The 17,992-nt window shown below is 73.7% G+C and carries 16 protein-coding genes; 8 read left to right on the top strand and 8 right to left on the bottom strand.

The features are described from left to right. Positions 1-93 precede the first annotated feature (93 nt). The 4 genes from ACIPXM_RS17180 to rsmI form a co-directional block, all read right to left on the bottom strand. Positions 94-1,236, bottom strand: a complete 1,143-nt coding sequence (locus ACIPXM_RS17180) for a ubiquitin-like domain-containing protein (protein WP_401655915.1) — start codon at positions 1,234-1,236, stop codon at positions 94-96. Positions 1,237-1,333: 97 nt separating this feature from the next. Next, a complete protein-coding gene (locus ACIPXM_RS17175) occupies positions 1,334-2,203 on the bottom strand; it encodes a TatD family hydrolase (RefSeq protein WP_401655913.1) in 870 nt (289 codons plus the stop codon). Positions 2,204-2,311: 108 nt separating this feature from the next. Next, positions 2,312-2,743: a hypothetical protein gene (locus ACIPXM_RS17170; RefSeq protein WP_401655910.1), complete on the bottom strand. Its 432-nt coding sequence runs from the start codon at positions 2,741-2,743 to the stop codon at positions 2,312-2,314. A gap of 139 nt (positions 2,744-2,882) precedes the next feature. Further along, positions 2,883-3,770 (bottom strand): 16S rRNA (cytidine(1402)-2'-O)-methyltransferase, encoded by an 888-nt coding sequence (gene rsmI / locus ACIPXM_RS17165; protein WP_401655908.1) that lies wholly within the window; start codon positions 3,768-3,770, stop codon positions 2,883-2,885. Positions 3,771-3,978: 208 nt separating this feature from the next. Here rsmI and ACIPXM_RS17160 point away from each other — a divergent pair, with 208 nt between their 5' ends. The 8 genes from ACIPXM_RS17160 (at position 3,979) to ACIPXM_RS17125 (ending at position 13,748) form a co-directional block, all read left to right on the top strand. Next, complete coding sequence (locus tag ACIPXM_RS17160; RefSeq protein WP_401655906.1) at positions 3,979-5,796, top strand: dolichyl-phosphate-mannose--protein mannosyltransferase; 1,818 nt, start codon at positions 3,979-3,981, stop codon at positions 5,794-5,796. 2,293 nt (positions 5,797-8,089) lie between these two features. Beyond that, entirely contained in the window at positions 8,090-8,221 is a 132-nt protein-coding gene (locus tag ACIPXM_RS17155) for a hypothetical protein (RefSeq protein WP_401655904.1), read from the top strand. Between the two features lie 187 nt (positions 8,222-8,408). Next, the gene (locus ACIPXM_RS17150) at positions 8,409-10,049 is read left to right on the top strand and encodes a penicillin-binding transpeptidase domain-containing protein (RefSeq protein ID WP_401655902.1); all 1,641 of its coding nucleotides are present in this window, start codon (positions 8,409-8,411) and stop codon (positions 10,047-10,049) included. Between the two features lie 86 nt (positions 10,050-10,135). After that, positions 10,136-10,624, top strand: coding sequence for a YbaK/EbsC family protein (locus ACIPXM_RS17145; RefSeq protein ID WP_401655900.1), 489 nt, complete (start codon positions 10,136-10,138; stop codon positions 10,622-10,624). After that, complete coding sequence (locus ACIPXM_RS17140; protein ID WP_401655898.1) at positions 10,621-11,472, top strand: EamA family transporter; 852 nt, start codon at positions 10,621-10,623, stop codon at positions 11,470-11,472. Before ACIPXM_RS17145 ends, ACIPXM_RS17140 begins: the two co-directional genes overlap by 4 nt. Before the next feature lie 122 nt (positions 11,473-11,594). After that, positions 11,595-12,383, top strand: coding sequence for a GntR family transcriptional regulator (locus ACIPXM_RS17135; RefSeq protein ID WP_401655896.1), 789 nt, complete (start codon positions 11,595-11,597; stop codon positions 12,381-12,383). A 50-nt stretch (positions 12,384-12,433) separates the two neighbouring features. Next, positions 12,434-13,030: a YdcF family protein gene (locus ACIPXM_RS17130; protein ID WP_401656188.1), complete on the top strand. Its 597-nt coding sequence runs from the start codon at positions 12,434-12,436 to the stop codon at positions 13,028-13,030. A gap of 205 nt (positions 13,031-13,235) precedes the next feature. Continuing rightward, on the top strand, positions 13,236-13,748 hold the full coding sequence (locus ACIPXM_RS17125) for an RICIN domain-containing protein (protein WP_401655894.1): 513 nt from the start codon (positions 13,236-13,238) through the stop codon (positions 13,746-13,748). A 33-nt stretch (positions 13,749-13,781) separates the two neighbouring features. Here the strand turns inward: ACIPXM_RS17125 and ACIPXM_RS17120 are convergent, their stop codons facing one another. The 4 genes from ACIPXM_RS17120 to ACIPXM_RS17105 form a co-directional block, all read right to left on the bottom strand. Next, a complete protein-coding gene (locus tag ACIPXM_RS17120; RefSeq protein WP_401655892.1) occupies positions 13,782-15,005 on the bottom strand; it encodes a serine hydrolase domain-containing protein in 1,224 nt (407 codons plus the stop codon). Between the two features lie 245 nt (positions 15,006-15,250). Continuing rightward, on the bottom strand, positions 15,251-16,030 hold the full coding sequence (locus ACIPXM_RS17115; RefSeq protein WP_401656186.1) for an energy-coupling factor ABC transporter ATP-binding protein: 780 nt from the start codon (positions 16,028-16,030) through the stop codon (positions 15,251-15,253). Positions 16,031-16,035: 5 nt separating this feature from the next. Beyond that, positions 16,036-16,797: a cobalt ECF transporter T component CbiQ gene (gene cbiQ / locus ACIPXM_RS17110; protein WP_401655890.1), complete on the bottom strand. Its 762-nt coding sequence runs from the start codon at positions 16,795-16,797 to the stop codon at positions 16,036-16,038. A 1-nt stretch (position 16,798) separates the two neighbouring features. Continuing rightward, positions 16,799-17,947 (bottom strand): energy-coupling factor ABC transporter permease, encoded by a 1,149-nt coding sequence (locus ACIPXM_RS17105; RefSeq protein WP_401655888.1) that lies wholly within the window; start codon positions 17,945-17,947, stop codon positions 16,799-16,801. Positions 17,948-17,992: the final 45 nt, after the last annotated feature.

Below are 17,992 nucleotides of genomic sequence, written 5' to 3'. Positions count from 1 at the left end.
GCGCCCGCGGGCCCGCCCCACGCCTCACCGGTCCGGGGCGGTCCACGGCGGCCGACCGAGGGGCCGGGGTGGCGGCGGGTCCCCGCGCCGCGGTCACCCGTGGAGCCTGCGGCCGCAGTGCGGCCAGGGGCTGGCGCCGCGCTGCACGTACAGCTTCTTCGCCCGGAAGGTCTGCTCACCGGCGGGCGCGTCCTGGGCGACGCCGCTGCCGCCGAGCGAGCGCCACGTACCGGGGTCGAACTGGTAGAGCCCGCCGTAGGTGCCGGACGGGTCGACGGCGCCCGGCCTGCCGCCGGACTCGCAGGCGGCGAGCGCGGCCCAGTTCAGGCCGTCGGCCCCGGCGACCGAGGTGGGCAGCGGGCGGGTGCCGATCCGGATCCGCTGGGCGACCGGCTCCCGGACGATCTCCTCGCGGACCCGGTGTGGCCGCTGCCGCACCCCGTTGACGGTGCGCAGCGCGTACGTGACCCGGCGGACGCCCGGCGCGCCCTGCCGTTCGACGACCTCGGTGCCCGCGAAGAGCTCGGGGTCGCGGGTGCGCTCGACGGCGAACGGCAGCGGCTCCTCGCGGATCTCCTGGGTGCCGGTGATCCGCAGCACGGTGACGGTCTGGCCGTCGCGCGGGAAGGAGTCCAGCGGCACGGAGGTGGTGTCCTGGCCGCTGAGGGTGATCCCGGCCTCCTCGACGGCCTCCTGGACGGTGGCCGCGTTGGTGCGGACGGTGCGCTCGCGGCCGTCGGCGAGGAAGGTGACGGCGCGCTCGGTGCGGACGTCGAGGGCGAGGCCCTGCCGGGAGATCGGCGCGGACCGGGACACCGACAGATAGGCGCCCTCGGCGCGCACCCCGAGCTGGCGCAGGGCGCCGTCGACGGTGCGGGCGGTGGTCCACACCTCGCGGCGGCGGCCGTCGAGGGTGAGGGCGACGGGGCGGCCGTAGCGGACCACGATCTCGTCGCCGCTGGCGAGGTCGGTGCCGGGGGCGGGGGCGACGATGTCGTGCTCGCCGACCGCGAGGCCCTCGGCGGCGAGGAGTTCGTCGACGCCGTCGGCGAAGGTGTGCAGGGTGCGGGGGACGCCGTCGACGGAGAGCTTCACCGCCTTGTCGTTGGCGACGAAGGCACTGGTGCCGCCGGCCAGGAACGCGACGACGAGGGCCTGCGGGACGATCCGGCGCAGGCCGTCGGCGGGCGGGTTCGCCTTGCGCCGTCGGGCGCCGGACCGATGAGAGGTGCTCACGAGGCCGCGACCCTAGCGGCAGCGCCCGTCACTCTCCAAAACGACTCGACTACCTCACGTAACCGTTATCGATCGGTGACCCTGGATCGGGGACCGGTCAGTAGTCGAAGGCGCGGGCGGTGTTGGCGGCGATCGCCCCGGCCAGCTCCTCCTCGGTGATCCCGCGGACCGCGGCCATCGCCCGGACGGTGACCGGGATCAGGTACGGGGCGTTGGGGCGGCCCCGGTAGGGCGCGGGGGTGAGGAACGGGGCGTCGGTCTCGACCAGGACGAGCTCCAGCGGGGCGACGGCGAGGGCCTCGCGCAGCGGCTGGGCGTTCTTGAAGGTGACGTTGCCCGCGAAGGACATGTAGTAGCCCTTGGCGGCGCAGATCTCGGCCATGGCGGCGTCGCCGGAGTAGCAGTGGAAGACGGTCCGCTCGGGGGCGCCCTCCTCGTCGAGCACCCGCAGCACGTCCTCGTGGGCCTCGCGGTCGTGGATGACCAGGGCCTTGCCGTGGCGCTTGGCGATCTCGATGTGGGCGCGGAAGGAACGCTCCTGCGCGGCCATGCCCTCAGGGCCGGTGCGGAAGGTGTCGAGGCCGGTCTCGCCGACGGCGCGGACGTACGGCAGGGCGGCGAGGCGGTCGATCTCGGCCAGGGCGTCGTCGAGCGCGGCGTCCCCGCCCCCGGCCCTGGCACCCTGCCGTGACCAGCCATCGGGGTCCCCCAGCACGATCCGGGGCGCCTCGTTCGGGTGCAGGGCGACGGCCGCGTGGACGTTCTCGTGGGCGGCGGCGGTCTCGGCGGCCCACTGGGAGCCCTTCACGTCGCAGCCGACCTGGACGACCGTGGTGACGCCGACGGCGGCGGCCTTGGTGAGCGCCTCCTCGACGGTGCCGGACTGCATGTCGAGGTGGGTGTGCGAGTCCGCGACCGGGACCAGCAGGGGCTCGGGCAGCGGCGGCGGGGCGTCCTTGGCAGTCATGACCACGATCGTACGAGGGCCCCGAGCGCCGCCGCGCGGGGATTACCGCGCGGCGGTGCCGGGGCCCTCACGGTCTCCCGCCGGTCTCCCGCCGGTCACTTCCGCCGGTCACTTCCGGGCGCGGAACGGGTGCAGCAGGTCGGAGAGGTGCCAGTGGTGCGGGACCGGCGGCGGCTCCTCGCCCCCGGCCGGGACGTCCTCGGTCAGCTCCTGCCCGATCGGCCCCGCCGGGGACACCGGCTTCGTCGCTCTCGCCCCGCGCCCGTGGTGCTCGCGCGCGGCGGCCATCTGGAGCACCGACGACACCATGCCCGACCGCATGATCCGCACGACGTGGCTTCCGCAGTTCATGCAGGTCGGCCGGGACAGCGGGGACGGGACCCGCTGGCCGTCCGCCGTGTAGACGACGAAGGGGTTCCCGTGCGCGTCGACATGGTGCGCTATCTCGTACGCCTGCTCCCAGCCGTATCCGCATCTCATGCACGCGAAGGCATACGCCTCATGCACGACGGGCGTTCCGGTGCCGGTGATCTCAGTCATTCCAGCTCCTCTCCACTGAACCAGTGGACGCCTTTTCGGGCCCGAGCGCATCAGCGCCGGAGAAACCATGAACGCAGTTTGGCGTTTCCTTGCCCAAAGGGCTTCGAGCGGCCCCGCCGTGCGGTTTCCGCTTTGCCTTTCAGATTAGCCCTTTACCGTTTCCGGGGCCCGGCGCGGCCGCGTTCTTTGCCGCGACGACGGCATCGAACACCTCCCGCTTGGGCAGGCCCGCGTCGGCCGCGACCGCCGCGATGGCCTCCTTGCGGCGCTCCCCCGCCTCCTCGCGCACCCGCACCCGGCGCACCAGCTCCTCGGCGTCGAGCTCGGCGGGCCCGGTCTCCGGGGCGCCCTCGACGACGACGGTGATCTCGCCCCGTACCCCTTCCTTCGCCCACGCGGCGAGCTCGCCCAGCGGCCCGCGCTTGACCTCCTCGTACGTCTTGGTCAGCTCCCGGCAGACGGCGGCGCGGCGCTCGGCGCCGAACGCCTCGGTCATCGCGTCGAGGGTGTCGTCGAGGCGGTGCGGGGCCTCGAAGTAGACGAGGGTGCGGCGCTCGGCGGCGACCTCGCGCAGCCGGTTCAGCCGCTCGCCGGCCTTGCGGGGCAGGAAGCCCTCGAAGCAGAAGCGGTCCACCGGAAGCCCGGACAGCGCGAGCGCGGTGAGCACGGCGGACGGGCCCGGCACCGCGGTCACCTTGATGTCCTGCTCGACGGCGGCGGCGACCAGCCGGTAGCCGGGGTCGGACACCGACGGCATGCCCGCGTCGGTGACCAACAGCACCCGCGCCCCGCCGGCCAGCGCCTCGACGAGCTCGGGGGTGCGGGCGGCCTCGTTGCCCTCGAAGTAGGACACCACCCGGCCCGAGGTGTGCACACCGAGCGCGCGGGTCAGCCCGCGCAGTCGGCGGGTGTCCTCGGCGGCCACGATGTCCGCGTTCTGCAGCTCGGTGGCGAGCCGCGGCGGGGCGTCCGCGATGTCGCCGATGGGGGTCCCTGCGAGTACCAGCGTTCCTGTCACAAGGGTCATCCTCGCAGCCCGGCCGGTGCTCCACCCAGCCCGGACCCGGACCGGACCCGGCCCGGACCCGGACCGGGCGGGGTCGGACGCGGGCCCGGAGCCGAGCCCGGAGCCGAGCCCGTACCCAGCCCCTGCCTGGCCCCCACCCGGCCCCTGCCCAGGCCCGGACCCGGCCCGGACGGGCGACGCGCACAGGAGCGTTCCCTACGATGGCGCGGTGACCAGTACCGCACCCGAGGCCCTGGAGGGTCCGCACCCCGTGGCACCGACCGTGGCAGAGCCCGCGCCGCCCTCCTCCTGGGAGCGCAGACTGCGCCACTTCGGCTACCGCCCGGGCCGTGGCACCGGCCGTGCCTTCGGCCGCCGCGCCGTCGATCCGCTCGCCGTCGGCCTGCGGGAACGGCTCGACCCGCCGTACACCCGGCCCTCGCCGCGGGTGTGGTCGCTGCTCGGCGTCCCGCCGCACCTCGCCGAACGGCTGTGGCGGGCCGCCGCCTGGACCGGCCCGCTGCTCGTCGCGCTGCTCGCGGGCGTGCTGCGGTTCTGGAACCTCGGCAAACCGCACGCGGTGATATTCGACGAGACGTACTACGCCAAGGACTCCTGGGCGCTGATCAACCAGGGCTACGAGGGCGCCTGGCCGAAGGACATCGACAAGTCGATCCTGACCGATCCGGGTTCGGTGCTCGTGCCGACCGACCCCGGCTATGTGGTGCACCCGCCGGTCGGCAAGTGGATCATCGGCATCGGCGAGAAGCTCTTCGGCTTCGAGCCGTTCGGCTGGCGCTTCATGGTGGCGCTGCTCGGCACCCTGTCGGTGCTGATGCTGTGCCGGATCGGCCGCCGCCTGTTCCGCTCCACCTTCCTCGGCTGCCTGGCGGGCCTGCTGCTCGCCGTCGACGGCCTGCACTTCGTGATGAGCCGCACCGCGCTGCTCGACCAGGTGCTGATGTTCTTCGTGCTCGCCGCCTTCGGCTGCCTGGTCGTCGACCGGGACCGGGCGCGGGCCCGGCTGATCGCGGGGCTGCCGACGGACCCGGACGGCGAGACCGGGCCCGGCGGGAAGCCGCTGCTGCGGCCGGACGCCGCCGTCGCGGCGACCCTCGGCCTCGGCTGGCGGCCGTGGCGGCTCGCGGCGGGCGTGATGCTCGGCCTGGCCGCCGGCACCAAGTGGAACGGCCTCTACATCATGGCCGCGTTCGGTCTGATGGCCGTCCTGTGGGACGTCGCCGCGCGGCGGATGGCCGGTGCGGTCCGCCCGTACGCGACGGTCGCCCGGCGCGATCTGATCCCGGCGTTCGTGTCGGTGGTCCCGGTGGCCGTCGCCACCTATGTGGCGAGCTGGACCGGCTGGATCCTCACCGACCGCGGCTACTTCCGGCACTGGGCGGCCGAGCAGGACCGGGTGACCGGCGGCGGCACCTGGAGCTGGCTGCCGGAGTGGCTGCGCAGCCTGTGGCACTACGAGACCGAGGTCTACAAGTTCCACGTCGGCCTGAGCACCCCGCACACCTACGAGTCGAACCCGTGGAGCTGGATCGTCCTGGGCCGCCCGGTCTCGTACTTCTACGAGTCCCCGTCCCCCGGCACCGCGGGCTGCCCGGCCGACGCCAAGGAGAAGTGCGCCCAGGAGGTGCTGGCCCTCGGCACCCCGCTCCTGTGGTGGGCGGCCTGCTTCGCGATCCTGTACGTGCTGTGGCGCTGGGTGTTCCGCCGCGACTGGCGGGCGGGCGCGATCGCGTGCGGCATCGCGGCGGGCTGGGCGCCCTGGTTCCTCTACCAGGAACGCACCATTTTCCTTTTCTACGCGGTGGTGTTCGTCCCGTTCCTGTGTCTCGCGGTGGCGATGATGCTGGGGGCGATGGTGGGCCCGGCCGGATCCTCGGAGAGACGGCGCACATTCGGTGCGGTGGCGGCGGGCGTGCTGGTGCTGCTCATCGTCTGGAATTTCATTTACTTCTGGCCGCTGTACACCGGGCAGGCGATTCCCATCGACGCCTGGCGGAATCGGATGTGGCTGGACACCTGGGTGTAAGGAAAAACAGTCGCGGCGGTCGCTTTTCGGCGACGATCCGGATGATCCTGATGGTCCTGATGATCCGGTCATTCCGGCGAATGGTTCCGTGCCCGATCCGCGCGGAGTGCTCCGAACTGGTTCGGGGTGCTCCGCGCGGGGTTGTTCGGGGCACCGGAGGGCGTGGCGCGGGGACCGGAGAGGGTCGGACATCTGATCATCTCGTCGGACGAGTTCCTTCGGGGAGCTCTGCCACCCCACGCCTCCGGCCGGCCCGTCCGTCCGGTCCGGCTCCCGTCCGTTCCCGTCCGACGAGGACGGTCCGAAGGGATCCCCGCCGATGTCCCGCTCCCCCCACCGATTCGGTACGAGGCACCTGCGCGCGGCAACGGTCGCCGCCCTCGCCACGGGCACGCTCCTGACGCCGCTGCCGCCACTGGCTTTCGCCGACGCCTCGAACATCACCTTCAGCCAGCCGTACGTCCCGACGATCGCCCCCGGCGCGACGGGCCGCGCGACCCTCCTGGCCCGCAACGGCACCGGCGCCGCGTCGATCAACGCCTTCCGGATCACGGCCCCGACCCAGACGACCTTCGCCGAGTCCCGCTACTACTGGAACGACGCCCAGGGCTCGATCACCTGCACGGCCTCGACCGACAACACCCTCCTGACCTGCCCCTCCACCGGCGCCTACACCTTCCCTGCCAGCTCCACGACCCGCCTGGCGGTCGTCCTGAAGGTCGACGCGGCGGCGCCGGAGGGGACGACGCTGGAGGGGCGGTGGGTGTTCGAGAACGGGTACACGGCGTCGCCGGCGGTGTTCGCGGTGGTGACGCCGGTGCGGGGGGCGACGGGAGCGACGGGCGCGACCGGTGCGGCGGGGGTGACGGGGGCTACTGGCCCGACCGGGGCGACGGGTCCTACCGGTGCGGCGGGGGCCACAGGTGCGGCAGGAGCTGCTGGAGCCACCGGGGCCACGGGCGCGGCCGGGGCGACGGGCCCTACCGGTGCGGCGGGGGTGACGGGAGCGACCGGAGCCACGGGGCCAACGGGCGCCAGCGGCGCGACGGGGGCAACTGGGGCCACAGGCGCGGCAGGAGCCACGGGCGCTGCTGGGGCGACCGGGGCAGCCGGGGCCACTGGCCCAACGGGAGCCACAGGGGCAACGGGGGCCGCAGGAGCCACGGGCGCGACCGGAACGGCGGGGGCAGCCGGGGCCACTGGCCCAACTGGAGCGACGGGACCGACCGGAGCCACGGGCGCGGCCGGGGCGACCGGTCCGACGGGAGCCACCGGCGCAACGGGCGCCAGCGGCGCGACGGGCCCGACCGGAGCCGCAGGTGCGGCAGGAGCCACCGGGGCTACCGGGGCTACCGGGGCTACCGGGGCCACGGGAGCAACTGGCGCTGTTGGCGCGACGGGGCCGACCGGGGCGACGGGTCCCACCGGCGCCACAGGTGCGAACGGATCCGCCGGGACCACGGGCCCGACCGGACCGACCGGCGCTACGGGAGCGACCGGCGCTGACGGAGAGGCTGGCGCGAAGGGGGCAACGGGAGCCACGGGTCCGACCGGCGCAACAGGCCCCACAGGAAGCGCAGGCACGACCGGAGCAACGGGTTCGACGGGCGCCACAGGAGCCGAGGGTGCCACGGGCACCACCGGCCCGACCGGGCCCACCGGCGCGACGGGAGCCACCGGACCCACCGGCGCGACGGGACCAACGGGCGCCACCGGCACGGCCGGGGTCACCGGAGCGACCGGTCCTACGGGCGCAACGGGTACGGCCGGGGTCACCGGAGCGACCGGTCCTACGGGCGCAACGGGTACGGCTGGCGCAACAGGCCCCACCGGGGCCACAGGAGCAACCGGAGCCACAGGGCCCACTGGCCCAACGGGCACCGCAGGAGCAACAGGAGCCACGGGGCCCACCGGCCCGGCGGGCGCCACCGGAGCGACAGGCAGCACAGGTGCCACTGGCGCAGCGGGCGCGACCGGTCCGACGGGTCCCGCAGGTACCACCGGACCGACCGGCGACACAGGAACAACAGGCCCCACAGGCCCCACCGGCCCGACCGGCACGTCCGGCCCCAAGGGCCAGACAGGCTCCACCGGACCGGCTGGACCCACCGGCCCTACCGGCCCTACTGGCCCCAAGGGGCCGACCGGCCCCAAGGGCGACCCCGGCACCTGCGGAACCAACTGCACCGACAACGTCCACAAGGCCCGGATCGTCTCCCGCGACCGGCTCCCCGTCCACAGCGGCCCCCACCGCCGTCACACCGTCACCGGCACCGTCGCCACCGACACCATCGTGCGCATCAGTTGCAAGGTGAAGGGCGAGAACGTCAACGGCAACGACCTCTGGTACAAGCTCGCGAACGGCCGCGGCTGGATCGCGGCACGGTACGCCAGGAACATCGGCACGATCCCCTTCTGCGGCTGACCCGGGGCCCCGGGGGGGGAGGGCCAGCGCCACTCCCCCGGCCCCCGGCCCTCCCCGGGCCCCCGGGCCAAGAAAACCGGCCCCCCAGGTCGCTTTCCGATCGCTATCCGGTCACAACCGTCCCCCCGTTCACGCCTGACGCTTACGCTGCCTCAGGGGCACCACACCTGGGGGAGGGACCGCGGTCATGCGCAGTGGAGTCAAGGTCGGCATCATCGGCGGCGTTTTCGTCGTCGTCGCGAGCGGCATCGGATACGGGGGCTACAACCTCTGGACGGGCGTCACCGGAGGTTCGTCCACCGGCGCCAACAGCACGAGCGACTCCGCCGCCAAGAAGTCCGGGCCCGTCACCGCCGAGGAGGTGACCGCGACCTCGAAGGACTTCCTGGCCGCCTGGGCCGCGGGCGAGGCCGACCGGGCCGCCCAGCTCACCACCGACCCGGTGAACGCGAGCCCCGCGCTGCTCGGTTTCCGCGAGGAGGCCAAGGTGTCGCGGGCCACGATCACCCCGGGCCCGGCGACCGGCACCACGGTGCCGTTCACGGTCGAGGCGACCGTCACGTACCAGGGGGTCACCAAGCCCTGGACGTACACCTCGCGGCTCACCGTGGTGCGCGGGCAGACCACCGGCCGGCCGCTGGTGGGCTGGACGCCGACCGTGGTGCACCCGAAGCTGACCGTCGGCGCCTCGCTCCGCACGGGCGGCGCGAAGACCGGTGAGATCGAGGCCCTGGACCGCAAGGGCCGGGTCCTGACGGCGGAGACGTACCCCTCGCTCGGCCCGGTCCTCGCCCAGCTGCGCGAGCGGTACGGCGCGACGGCGGGCGGCAAGCCGGGCGTCGAGGTCGTCGTCGACGCGGGCAAGGAGGGCGTGCCCGACACCACGCTCCTCACCCTCGCCAAGGGCGAGGCGGGCAAGGTCCGGACGACGATCGACGCCGATGTGCAGGCGACGGCCGAGCGGGCGGTGAAGCGGTTCGGCTCGGCGTCGGTGGTCGCGGTCCAGCCGTCGACGGGCGCCGTGCGGGCGGTCGCGAACAGCCCGGCGAACGGCTTCAACGCCGCGTTCGAGGGCAAGAAGATGCCCGGCTCCACGCTGAAGATCGTGACGGCGGCGCTCCTCCTGGAGAAGGGCCTGGTCAAGCCGGACCAGGCCGCCGAGTGCCCGCCGAGCGCGCTGTACTACGGCCGGACGATCCGGAACCTGGAGGGCTTCTCGCTGAACAACGCGCCCTTCAAGGAGAGTTTCGCCCGCTCCTGCAACACCGCCTTCATCAAGAAGATCGACGACGTCAAGGACGACGCCGCCCTCGGCAAGGAGGCCAAGGAGGTCTTCGGCATCGGCCTCGACTGGAAGACCGGGATCCGGTCCGTCGACGGTTCGATCCCGGCGGAGACCGGCGGCGAGGCGGCGGCGCAGTACATCGGTCAGGGCACGGTCCAGATGAACCCGCTGAACATGGCGTCGATCACGGCGACCGCGAAGGAGGGCGTGTTCCGGCAGCCGTACCTGGTCGCGGCCGATGTCGACGACCGCCAGTTCGCGGAGGCCGAGCGCAAGCTGCCCGCCTCGGTGGCGCGCCAGCTGCGCGACATGATGCGGACGACGGCGACGGCGGGCTACGGCACGGCGACCGGCGCGATGGCCTCGGTGCGCGGGGACAAGGGCGCGAAGACGGGTTCGGCGGAGGTCGACGGGCAGGCGACGTCGGACTCGTGGTTCACGGGCTTCGCGGACGACCTGGCGGCGGCGGCCTTCGTGGAGGGCGCGGGCCACGGGGCGACGGCGGCGGGCCCGATCGTGGCGTCGGTCCTGAACGCGGACTGACCGCGGACCGACCGCGACCGGACACCCGGTGGGCCCTCCACCCGGAAGTTCGTGTGGCGTTTACATCGACCCGCTAGCGTGCGCGCATGACGACGTCGTACGAACTCGCCCACCCCCTCTTCGCGGAGGCCCTGCGCGAGCGGGGCCTCGACGTGGAGGTCCGCCGCTTCCCCGACGAGACCCGCACCGCGCAGCAGGCCGCGCAGGCCATCGGCTGCCAGGTCGCGGAGATCGTGAAGTCGCTGGTGTTCGCGGCGGACGGGGTGCCGGTCCTGGTCCTGATGGACGGTTCCTCGCGGGTGGACGTGGAGTCGGTACGGCGTGAGCTGGGCGCGGGCGAGGTGACGCGCGCCGACGCGCGGGTGGTCCGGGAGACGACGGGGTACGCGATCGGCGGCGTCCCGCCGTTCGGGCACCGCACGGCGACGCGGGTGCTCGCGGACCGGGGGCTGCTCGGCCACGCGGTGGTGTGGGCGGCGGCGGGCGACCCGCACACGGTGTTCGCGCTGGACCCGGCGACGCTGATCGCGCAGGCGGGCGGCGTGCTCGTGGACGTCAGGGAGCGTACGGCGTGACCCCTCTGGTGGCCGTCGCGGTGCTGCTCGCCGCGGTGACGCACGCGACCTGGAACGCGATCGCCGCGCGCATCACGGACCAGCTGATCTCCTTCACCCTGATATCCGGCGGCGGTCTGCTGATCGGCGCGGTCGGCGCCTGCTTCACGCCGGTGCCGGACGCGGCGGCCTGGCCGTACCTGATCACCTCGGCGCTGCTGCACGTGGCGTACTACATCCTGTTGATGAAGTCGTTCGCGCTGGGCGACTTCGGCCAGATGTATCCGATCGCCCGCGGCACGGCGCCGCTCGTGGTGACGCTGCTCGCCGCCGTGTTCGTCGGCGAGATCCCGGACGCGGGCCAGCTCACGGGCGTGGCCATCGCCTCGGCGGGCCTGACGGGCCTCGCCCTGTGGGGCATCCGCGGCAAGGGCGCCAAGCCGCACTGGCCGGCCCTGCTCGCGGCGGGCGCGACGGGCCTGTCGATCGCCGCGTACACGGTCGTCGACGGCATCGGCGTCCGCGCCTCGGGCACCCCGCTCGGCTACATCGCCTGGCTGATGCTGGTGGAGGGCCTCGCCATCCCGGCGTACGCGGCCTACCGCCTGCGCTCCGACCTCCTCCCCCAACTCCGCCCGTACGCGGCCCGCGGCCTGCTGGCCGCCGCCATGTCGGTCCTGGCCTACGCCCTCGTCCTCTGGGCCCAGACCAAGGCCCCGCTCGCCCCGATCGCCGCCCTCCGCGAATCCTCGATCATCGTCGGCGCGGCCATCGGCGCCCTCCTCTTCAAGGAACGCTTCGGCGGCCCCCGCGTCGCGGCGGCGGGCCTGATGGTGGTGGGCATCGGCCTGATGCTCTACGCGAGCTGACCGACCCTTCCCCCTCCCTCACCGACCGCGACCCCGCGCAGTTCGGCCCAGACGACCTTCCCCACCCCCTGCCGATCGGAGATGCCCCACCGGTCCGCGAGCAGGCGGCGAGAGGAGCCCGTGTGACACCCAAGTGGCGCGAGCTGGCCGACCGGCTGGCCGAGCGCATCCGGAGCGGCGCCTACGCACCCGGTGAACGGCTCCCGCACATCCGGGAACTCGTCGAAGCGGGCGAAGGATCGAAGTCGACGGTGCACGCCGCCTACAAGGCCCTGGAGGCGGAGGGCCTTGTCAGCTCCTCACGCGGACACGGCACCGTCGTACGACAGCGGCACCCTCTCAAGCGACTAGGGATCACCCGCTACGACAAGGCGAAGTGGCGAGACGGCGACGAAGTCGCCTTCATCGCCGATCGCGTCGCCTCCGGACGCACCTACCGACGCGGCGAGCAGACCCAGACGGTCGAGCGCGTACCGGCATCCGCCGTCGTGGCGGCGGCGCTCGGGATCGCCGAGGGCACGGAGGTGTACGCGCGAGCCCGCCTCGTGCGCGAAGGCACTCAGCCGACACACTCCCTGACCAGCTACTACCTGCCCGAACACGTCGAGGGAACGCGGCTCGTGGACCCGGCCCCCGGCCCCGCCGGCCGAGGTGGCGGGTTCCGCGTGCTGTACGAGGCGGGGTACGAGATCGACCACATGCGCGAGGAGCTGCACGCCAGGGCAGCCACCACCGAGGAGGGTGCACGACTCCAACTGGCTCCCGGGGAGTGGGTGGTGGAGCTGTACCGGACGACGTGCACGGCCGACGGCACCGTCGTCGAGTTCGCGATCGGCGTCCACGCGGCGACCCGCTTCTCGTGGACGTACGAGTTCCAGGTTCCCGACAGCGCCACCGGAGGCACGGAGTGATCCCCGCCCCGCACCGGGCCGACGCCCAACTGCTCTGGGACTTCCAGCGGATGGGGCACGCCCCGCGCGCGTGCTCGGTGGGCATCGGGCTCGGCAGTCACGACCTCGGCGTGGCCGACGTGACCGTCGGCCTCTACCGGCGCGGTCTGATCCCCCTGATCGTCTTCACCGGGGCCACCAGCCGCACCACCGTCGACCGGATGCCGCGCGGCGAGGCCGAGCACTACCGCGAGCGGGCACTGGCGTCCGGTGTCCCTGCCTCGGCCGTGCTGGTCGAGCCGCGGGCGCGCAACACCGGCGAGAACATCGCCTTCACCCGGGCCCTGCTCACCGAGCACGGCGTGGACGTCTCGTCCGCGCTGCTGATCAGCAAGCCGTACGAGGAACGCAGGGCGTACGCCACGGCCCGGCGCGCGTGGCCGGGGGTGGAGTTCCTCTGCGCGTCCTCCCCGATGTCGCTCGACGCCTACGCGGAGTCGATCGGGGACCCGAAACTCGTCCTGGACATGCTGGTCGGAGCCGTTCAACGACTCATGGTCTACCCCGAGCGGGGCTTCATGATCGAGCTGCCCGTCCCCGCCGACGTCACGGACGCCTACGAGCGGCTGCGCTCCGCCGGGTTCACGAGTCGGCTCGCCCCGGCGTGACCGCCCGCCCCCTGACCGCCCGCCCCCTGACCGCCCGCCCCCTGACCGCCCGCCCCTGACCGCCCGCCCCCTGACCGCACGACCGCGCCGGAACCGGAGGGTGTCCCCTCACATCCTGAACTGGGTTCCGTTGTCCGACCCTCGCCCCCTATGGTCCTGATCGGGACATCAAGATCATCTTGCTGTCGTGAACCGAGGGGGATCCATGATCAGGTCGCGCATCGTCGGCTCCGCGCTGGCCACCGCCGCGCTCGCCGTCACCACCGTCGTCGCCGCGGGCGGGGCCGCCGGGGCCGCGGAGTCGGAGTTCAGCGTCACGAACGCCAACAGCGGGCACTGCCTGCTGGTGCGCGGGATGGAGAACGGGACCGGCGCCGAGCAGTACGAGTGCGGCCCCTGGGCCGACCAGCGGTGGGTGTTCGACACGACCTACCTCGACCGGCCCCAGGGCGGCGGCTACCGGCTGAAGAACGCCAACAGCGGCAAGTGCCTGATCGTGCGCGGGATGGAGAACGGGACCGGCGCCGAGCAGTACGAGTGCGGGCCCTGGGCCGACCAGCTCTGGAAGAAGGTCCCGGCCGCCGGAAACCCCGACAAGTTCCAGCTGAAGAACGTCAACAGCGGCATGTGCCTGGTCGCGCAGGGCTTCGAGAACGGCAGCCGGGTCTTCCAGTACCCGTGCGAGGGCTGGGCCGACCAGTTCTGGACGGCCCGCTGACCCCGGGCGGTACCGGCGGTCACCCGCCCGGCGTCACGCCAGCGCGGCCCGCACCGCCCGGACCAGGGACTGGGCGCGCGGGTCCGCGGTGACCGTCTTGCGCATCCCGTTGGTGACGTAGCCGAAGGCGATGCCCGTGTCGGGGTCGGCGAAGCCGAGCGAGCCGCCCCGGCCCGGGTGCCCGAAGGAGCCGGGGCCGAGCAGCGGGGACGCCGGGCCGTGCAGCATGTGGCCGAGGCCGAAGCGGGTGCCGACGACCAGGACCCGGTCGGGCCCGGCCGACTCCTCGGTCCTGGCGAGGGTGAGGGTCGCGGGCGCGAACAGGCGCGGCCCGCCGTCCACCGGGCCGAGCGTCGCCGCGTAGAAGCGGGCCAGCGCCCGGGCGGTCGCGACCCCCGCCGAAGCGGGCAGCTCGGCCGCCCGGTACACCGGATCGTTCTCGTCGGGGCGCGGCTCGATCACCGCGAACGCCCGCCGGGTCAGCGACCCGGGGTCCTGATAGGCCACCGTCACCGCCGGCTTGGGCCGCAGCCGCAGCGCCGGGCTGTCGGCGGGCTCGATCTCCTCGACCGGGCCGAGCCGCCCGACCCGGTGCGCCTCCGCCTCCGGCAGCCCGATCCACAGGTCGAGCCCGAGCGGCCGGGCGATCTCCTCGGCGACCCAGGTGCCGATCGTCCGCCCGGTCACCCGGTGCACGAGCCCGGACAGCAGCCAGCTGAAGGTGTGCGCGTGGTAGCCGTGCGCGGTGCCCGGCTCCCAGAACGGCGCCTGGGCGGCTATCGCGGCCGTCGCCGTCGGCAGGTCGACCGCCTCGGCGAGGGTCAGCGGCCGGTCGAGCACCGGCACGCCCGCGCGGTGCGCGAGCAGCTGCCGTACGGTCACCCGCTCCTTGCCCGCCGCCTTGAACTCCGGCCAGTACGTGGCCACCGGAGCGTCCAGGTCGAGCAGCCCGCGCTGGTGCAGCAGCAGCGGTACGGCGGCGGCGACGCCCTTCGTGGCCGAGCGCACCACCTGCGCGGTGTCCACGGCCCACGGCACGCCGTTGCCGGAGCCCGCAGAGCCGTCAGGGGCCTCGGAGCCCTCGGGGCCCGCAGAGCCATGGTCGGCGTCCCGGGCGCCCGCCCACAGGTCGACCACCTTGCTGCCGTCCCGGTAGACCGCGACCGCCGCGCCGCGCTCCCCGCGCTGCTCGAAGTTGCGCAGGAACGCGTCCCTGACCGGCTCGAAACCCGCCGCCACCGTGCCCCGGACGTCCACCGGACCCACACTCCCTCTCGTACCGATTGCCTCGTCACCGCGGTCGGCTCGTACCGATCGCCCCTCATGGTGCAACGGGGGCGGCGGCCCGCCGATTCCGGGGTCCTTGGATCCCGGATCCAAGATCTCGGATCTCGGATCTCGGATCTCGGATCTCGGATCCAAGGTCTCGGATCCAAGGTCTCGGATCCAAGGTCCGGGATCTCGGATCCAAGATCCGGGGACCACCGGCCGGGAGGGAGGCGTCAGGCCGCCGCGCCCGGCACGAAGCCGAACGGCAGCTCCAGGCGGTGCCGGGCCATCAGTTCCGCGTCGGCGAGGATCTCCGCCGTCGGCCCGTCCGCCGCGATCACGCCCTCGCTGAGGATCACCGCGCGCGGGCAGAGCTCCAGGGCGTACGGCAGGTCGTGGGTGACCATCAGGACGGTGACGTCCAGCGAGCGCAGGATGTCCGCCAGCTCACGGCGGGAGGCCGGGTCGAGGTTGGACGAGGGCTCGTCGAGGACGAGGATCTCGGGCTCCATCGCGAGCACGGTCGCCACCGCGACCCGGCGGCGCTGCCCGAAGGACAGGTGGTGCGGCGGACGGTCGGCGAACTCCGCCATGCCGACCCGCTCCAGGGCCCGCCGGACGACGGCCTCCAGCTCGGCGCCCTTCACCCCGGCCGCCGCCGGGCCGAAGGCCACGTCCTCGCGGACGGTGGGCATGAACAGCTGGTCGTCGGGGTCCTGGAAGACGATGCCGACCCGGCGCCTGATCTCGGCGAGGTGCTTCTTGCCGACCGGCAGCCCGGCGACGCTCACGCCGCCCGCGCCCCCGGTCAGGATGCCGTTGAGGTGCAGCACCAGGGTGGTCTTGCCGGCGCCGTTGGGGCCGAGCAGCGCGACCCGCTCGCCGCGGCCGACGGTGAGGTTCACGCCGAAGAGCGCCTGGTGGCCGTCCGGGTAGGCGTACGCGAGGCCGCGCACGTCGAGGGAGGCGGGCGCGGGGTCGTCGGCCGGAGAGGGGTGCGGGGTCGTGGTCATCGCGGTCATAGCGTCCATCCGAGAAGGCAGATGAGAAGGGCGGCGAGCGGCAGCGCGGCGGCCTGCCGCCACTGCGCCGGGGTCGCGGTCACCTCGTCGATGACCGGCATCGTGCCGGTGTAGCCGCGGCTGACCATGGCGAGGTGCACGCGCTCGCCGCGCTCGTACGAGCGGATGAAGAGGGCCCCCGCGGACTTCGCGAGGACGCCCCAGTGCCGTACGCCACGGGCCTCGAACCCGCGCGAGCGGCGGGCGATCGACATCCGCCGCATCTCGTCGGTGATCACGTCGCCGTAGCGGATCATGAAGGAGGCGATCTGGACCAGGAGCGGCGGGAGTTTCAGCCGCTGGAGGCCGAGGAGCAGTTCGCGCAGTTCGGTGGTGGCGGCGAGCAGCACGGAGGCGGCGACGCCGAGGGTGCCCTTGGCGAGGACGTTCCAGGCGCCCCAGAGGCCGGGGACGGAGAGCGAGACGCCGAGGACGGTGGTCCGCTCGCCGGGCACGACGAACGGCATGAGCACCGCGAACGCCACGAACGGGATCTCGATCAGCAGCCTGCGCAGGACGAATCCGGCCGGTACGCGCGCGCGTACGGCGACCGCGCCGAGCAGCACGGCGTACCCGCCGAACGCCCAGACCGCCTCGCGGGGCGTGGCGACGACCACGACGACGAAGCCGAAGACGGCGGCGAGCTTGGTGTGCGGGGGCAGCGCGTGCACCGGCGACGCCGCCCGCCGGTACAGCTTGTGCGCGTGCCCCGCACCCATGTCAGACCGTTTCCGCGGAGTTGGGGCTGGAGCCGGAACCGGAGCCGGAACCGGTGGCCGCCGCCGCGCTGTCACGGCGGCGGCGCACCGCCCAGAACGCGCCGGAGCCGACGGCCAGCGTCGCGGTCACGCCGATGACCCCGGCGAGGCCGCCGGACAGACGGGCGTCGGAGATGTCCTTGACGCCGTAGTCGGCGAGCGGGGAGTCGGCGGCGGCGTGCGGCTCGACCTTGGCGTCGATGCCCTTGTCGGCGGCGACCTTCTCCAGGCCGTCCGGGCTGGCGGAGGCGTAGAAGGAGACGAATCCGGCGAGGACGAGCGCGGTGCCGAGTCCGGCGATCCACAGCTTCCTGGCGGAGGCGCGGGAGGTGCCGGAGCCCTTAGAGCCGGTACGGGCTGCCGCCGGGGCCGGGGCGGGAGCCACGGGGGCCGCGTCGACGAGTTCGCCGTCCACGCGGAGCTTGAGCGGCGCGGTGAGGCCGCGGGCGCCGTACACGAGGTCGGGGCGGACGGCGATGACCGCGCCGACGGTCAGCATGGTGATGACCGCCTCGCCGATGCCGATGAGGACGTGCACGCCGACCATGGCGGTGAGCACCTTGCCGACGGGGACGTCGGTGGTGCCGCCGATCGCGTAGATCACGGTGAAGACGGTGGCGGCGGCCGGTACGGAGACGAGCGCGGCGGCGAAGGACGCGATGGTGACCGAGCGCCGGGTGCGGGGCAGGACGAGGACCAGGCCGCGGAAGAGGGCGTACGCGACGACGACGGTCACCACGCCCATGACGGTGATGTTGACGCCGAGCGCGGTCAGGCCGCCGTCGGCGAAGAGGACGCCCTGCATGAGCAGGACGACGGCTATGCAGAGCACGCCGGTGTAGGGGCCGACGAGTATCGCCGCGAGCGCGCCGCCCAGGAGGTGGCCGCTGGTCCCGGCCGCGACCGGGAAGTTGAGCATCTGCACGGCGAAGATGAAGGCCGCGACGAGGCCCGCGAGCGGCGCGGTCCTTTCTCCCCCGTGGCCTTCGGCGCGGGAGGTGCCCCCGAGCTCCTTGCGGGCACCGCGCAGGCTGACGGCGACGGCGCCGGCGGCGACGACACCGGCGGCGGCCGATACGGGGGCGTTGATGAATCCGTCAGGTACATGCACGCCCGCATGATAGAGCCCTCCTGCGAACTGTTTGCAAGAGCGCTG

Origin of the sequence: Streptomyces sp. NPDC090025, from assembly GCF_044748125.1 — a bacterium.
Classification (GTDB): Bacteria; Actinomycetota; Actinomycetes; order Streptomycetales; family Streptomycetaceae; genus Streptomyces.
This window is presented reverse-complemented; position numbering and strand designations above follow the sequence as displayed.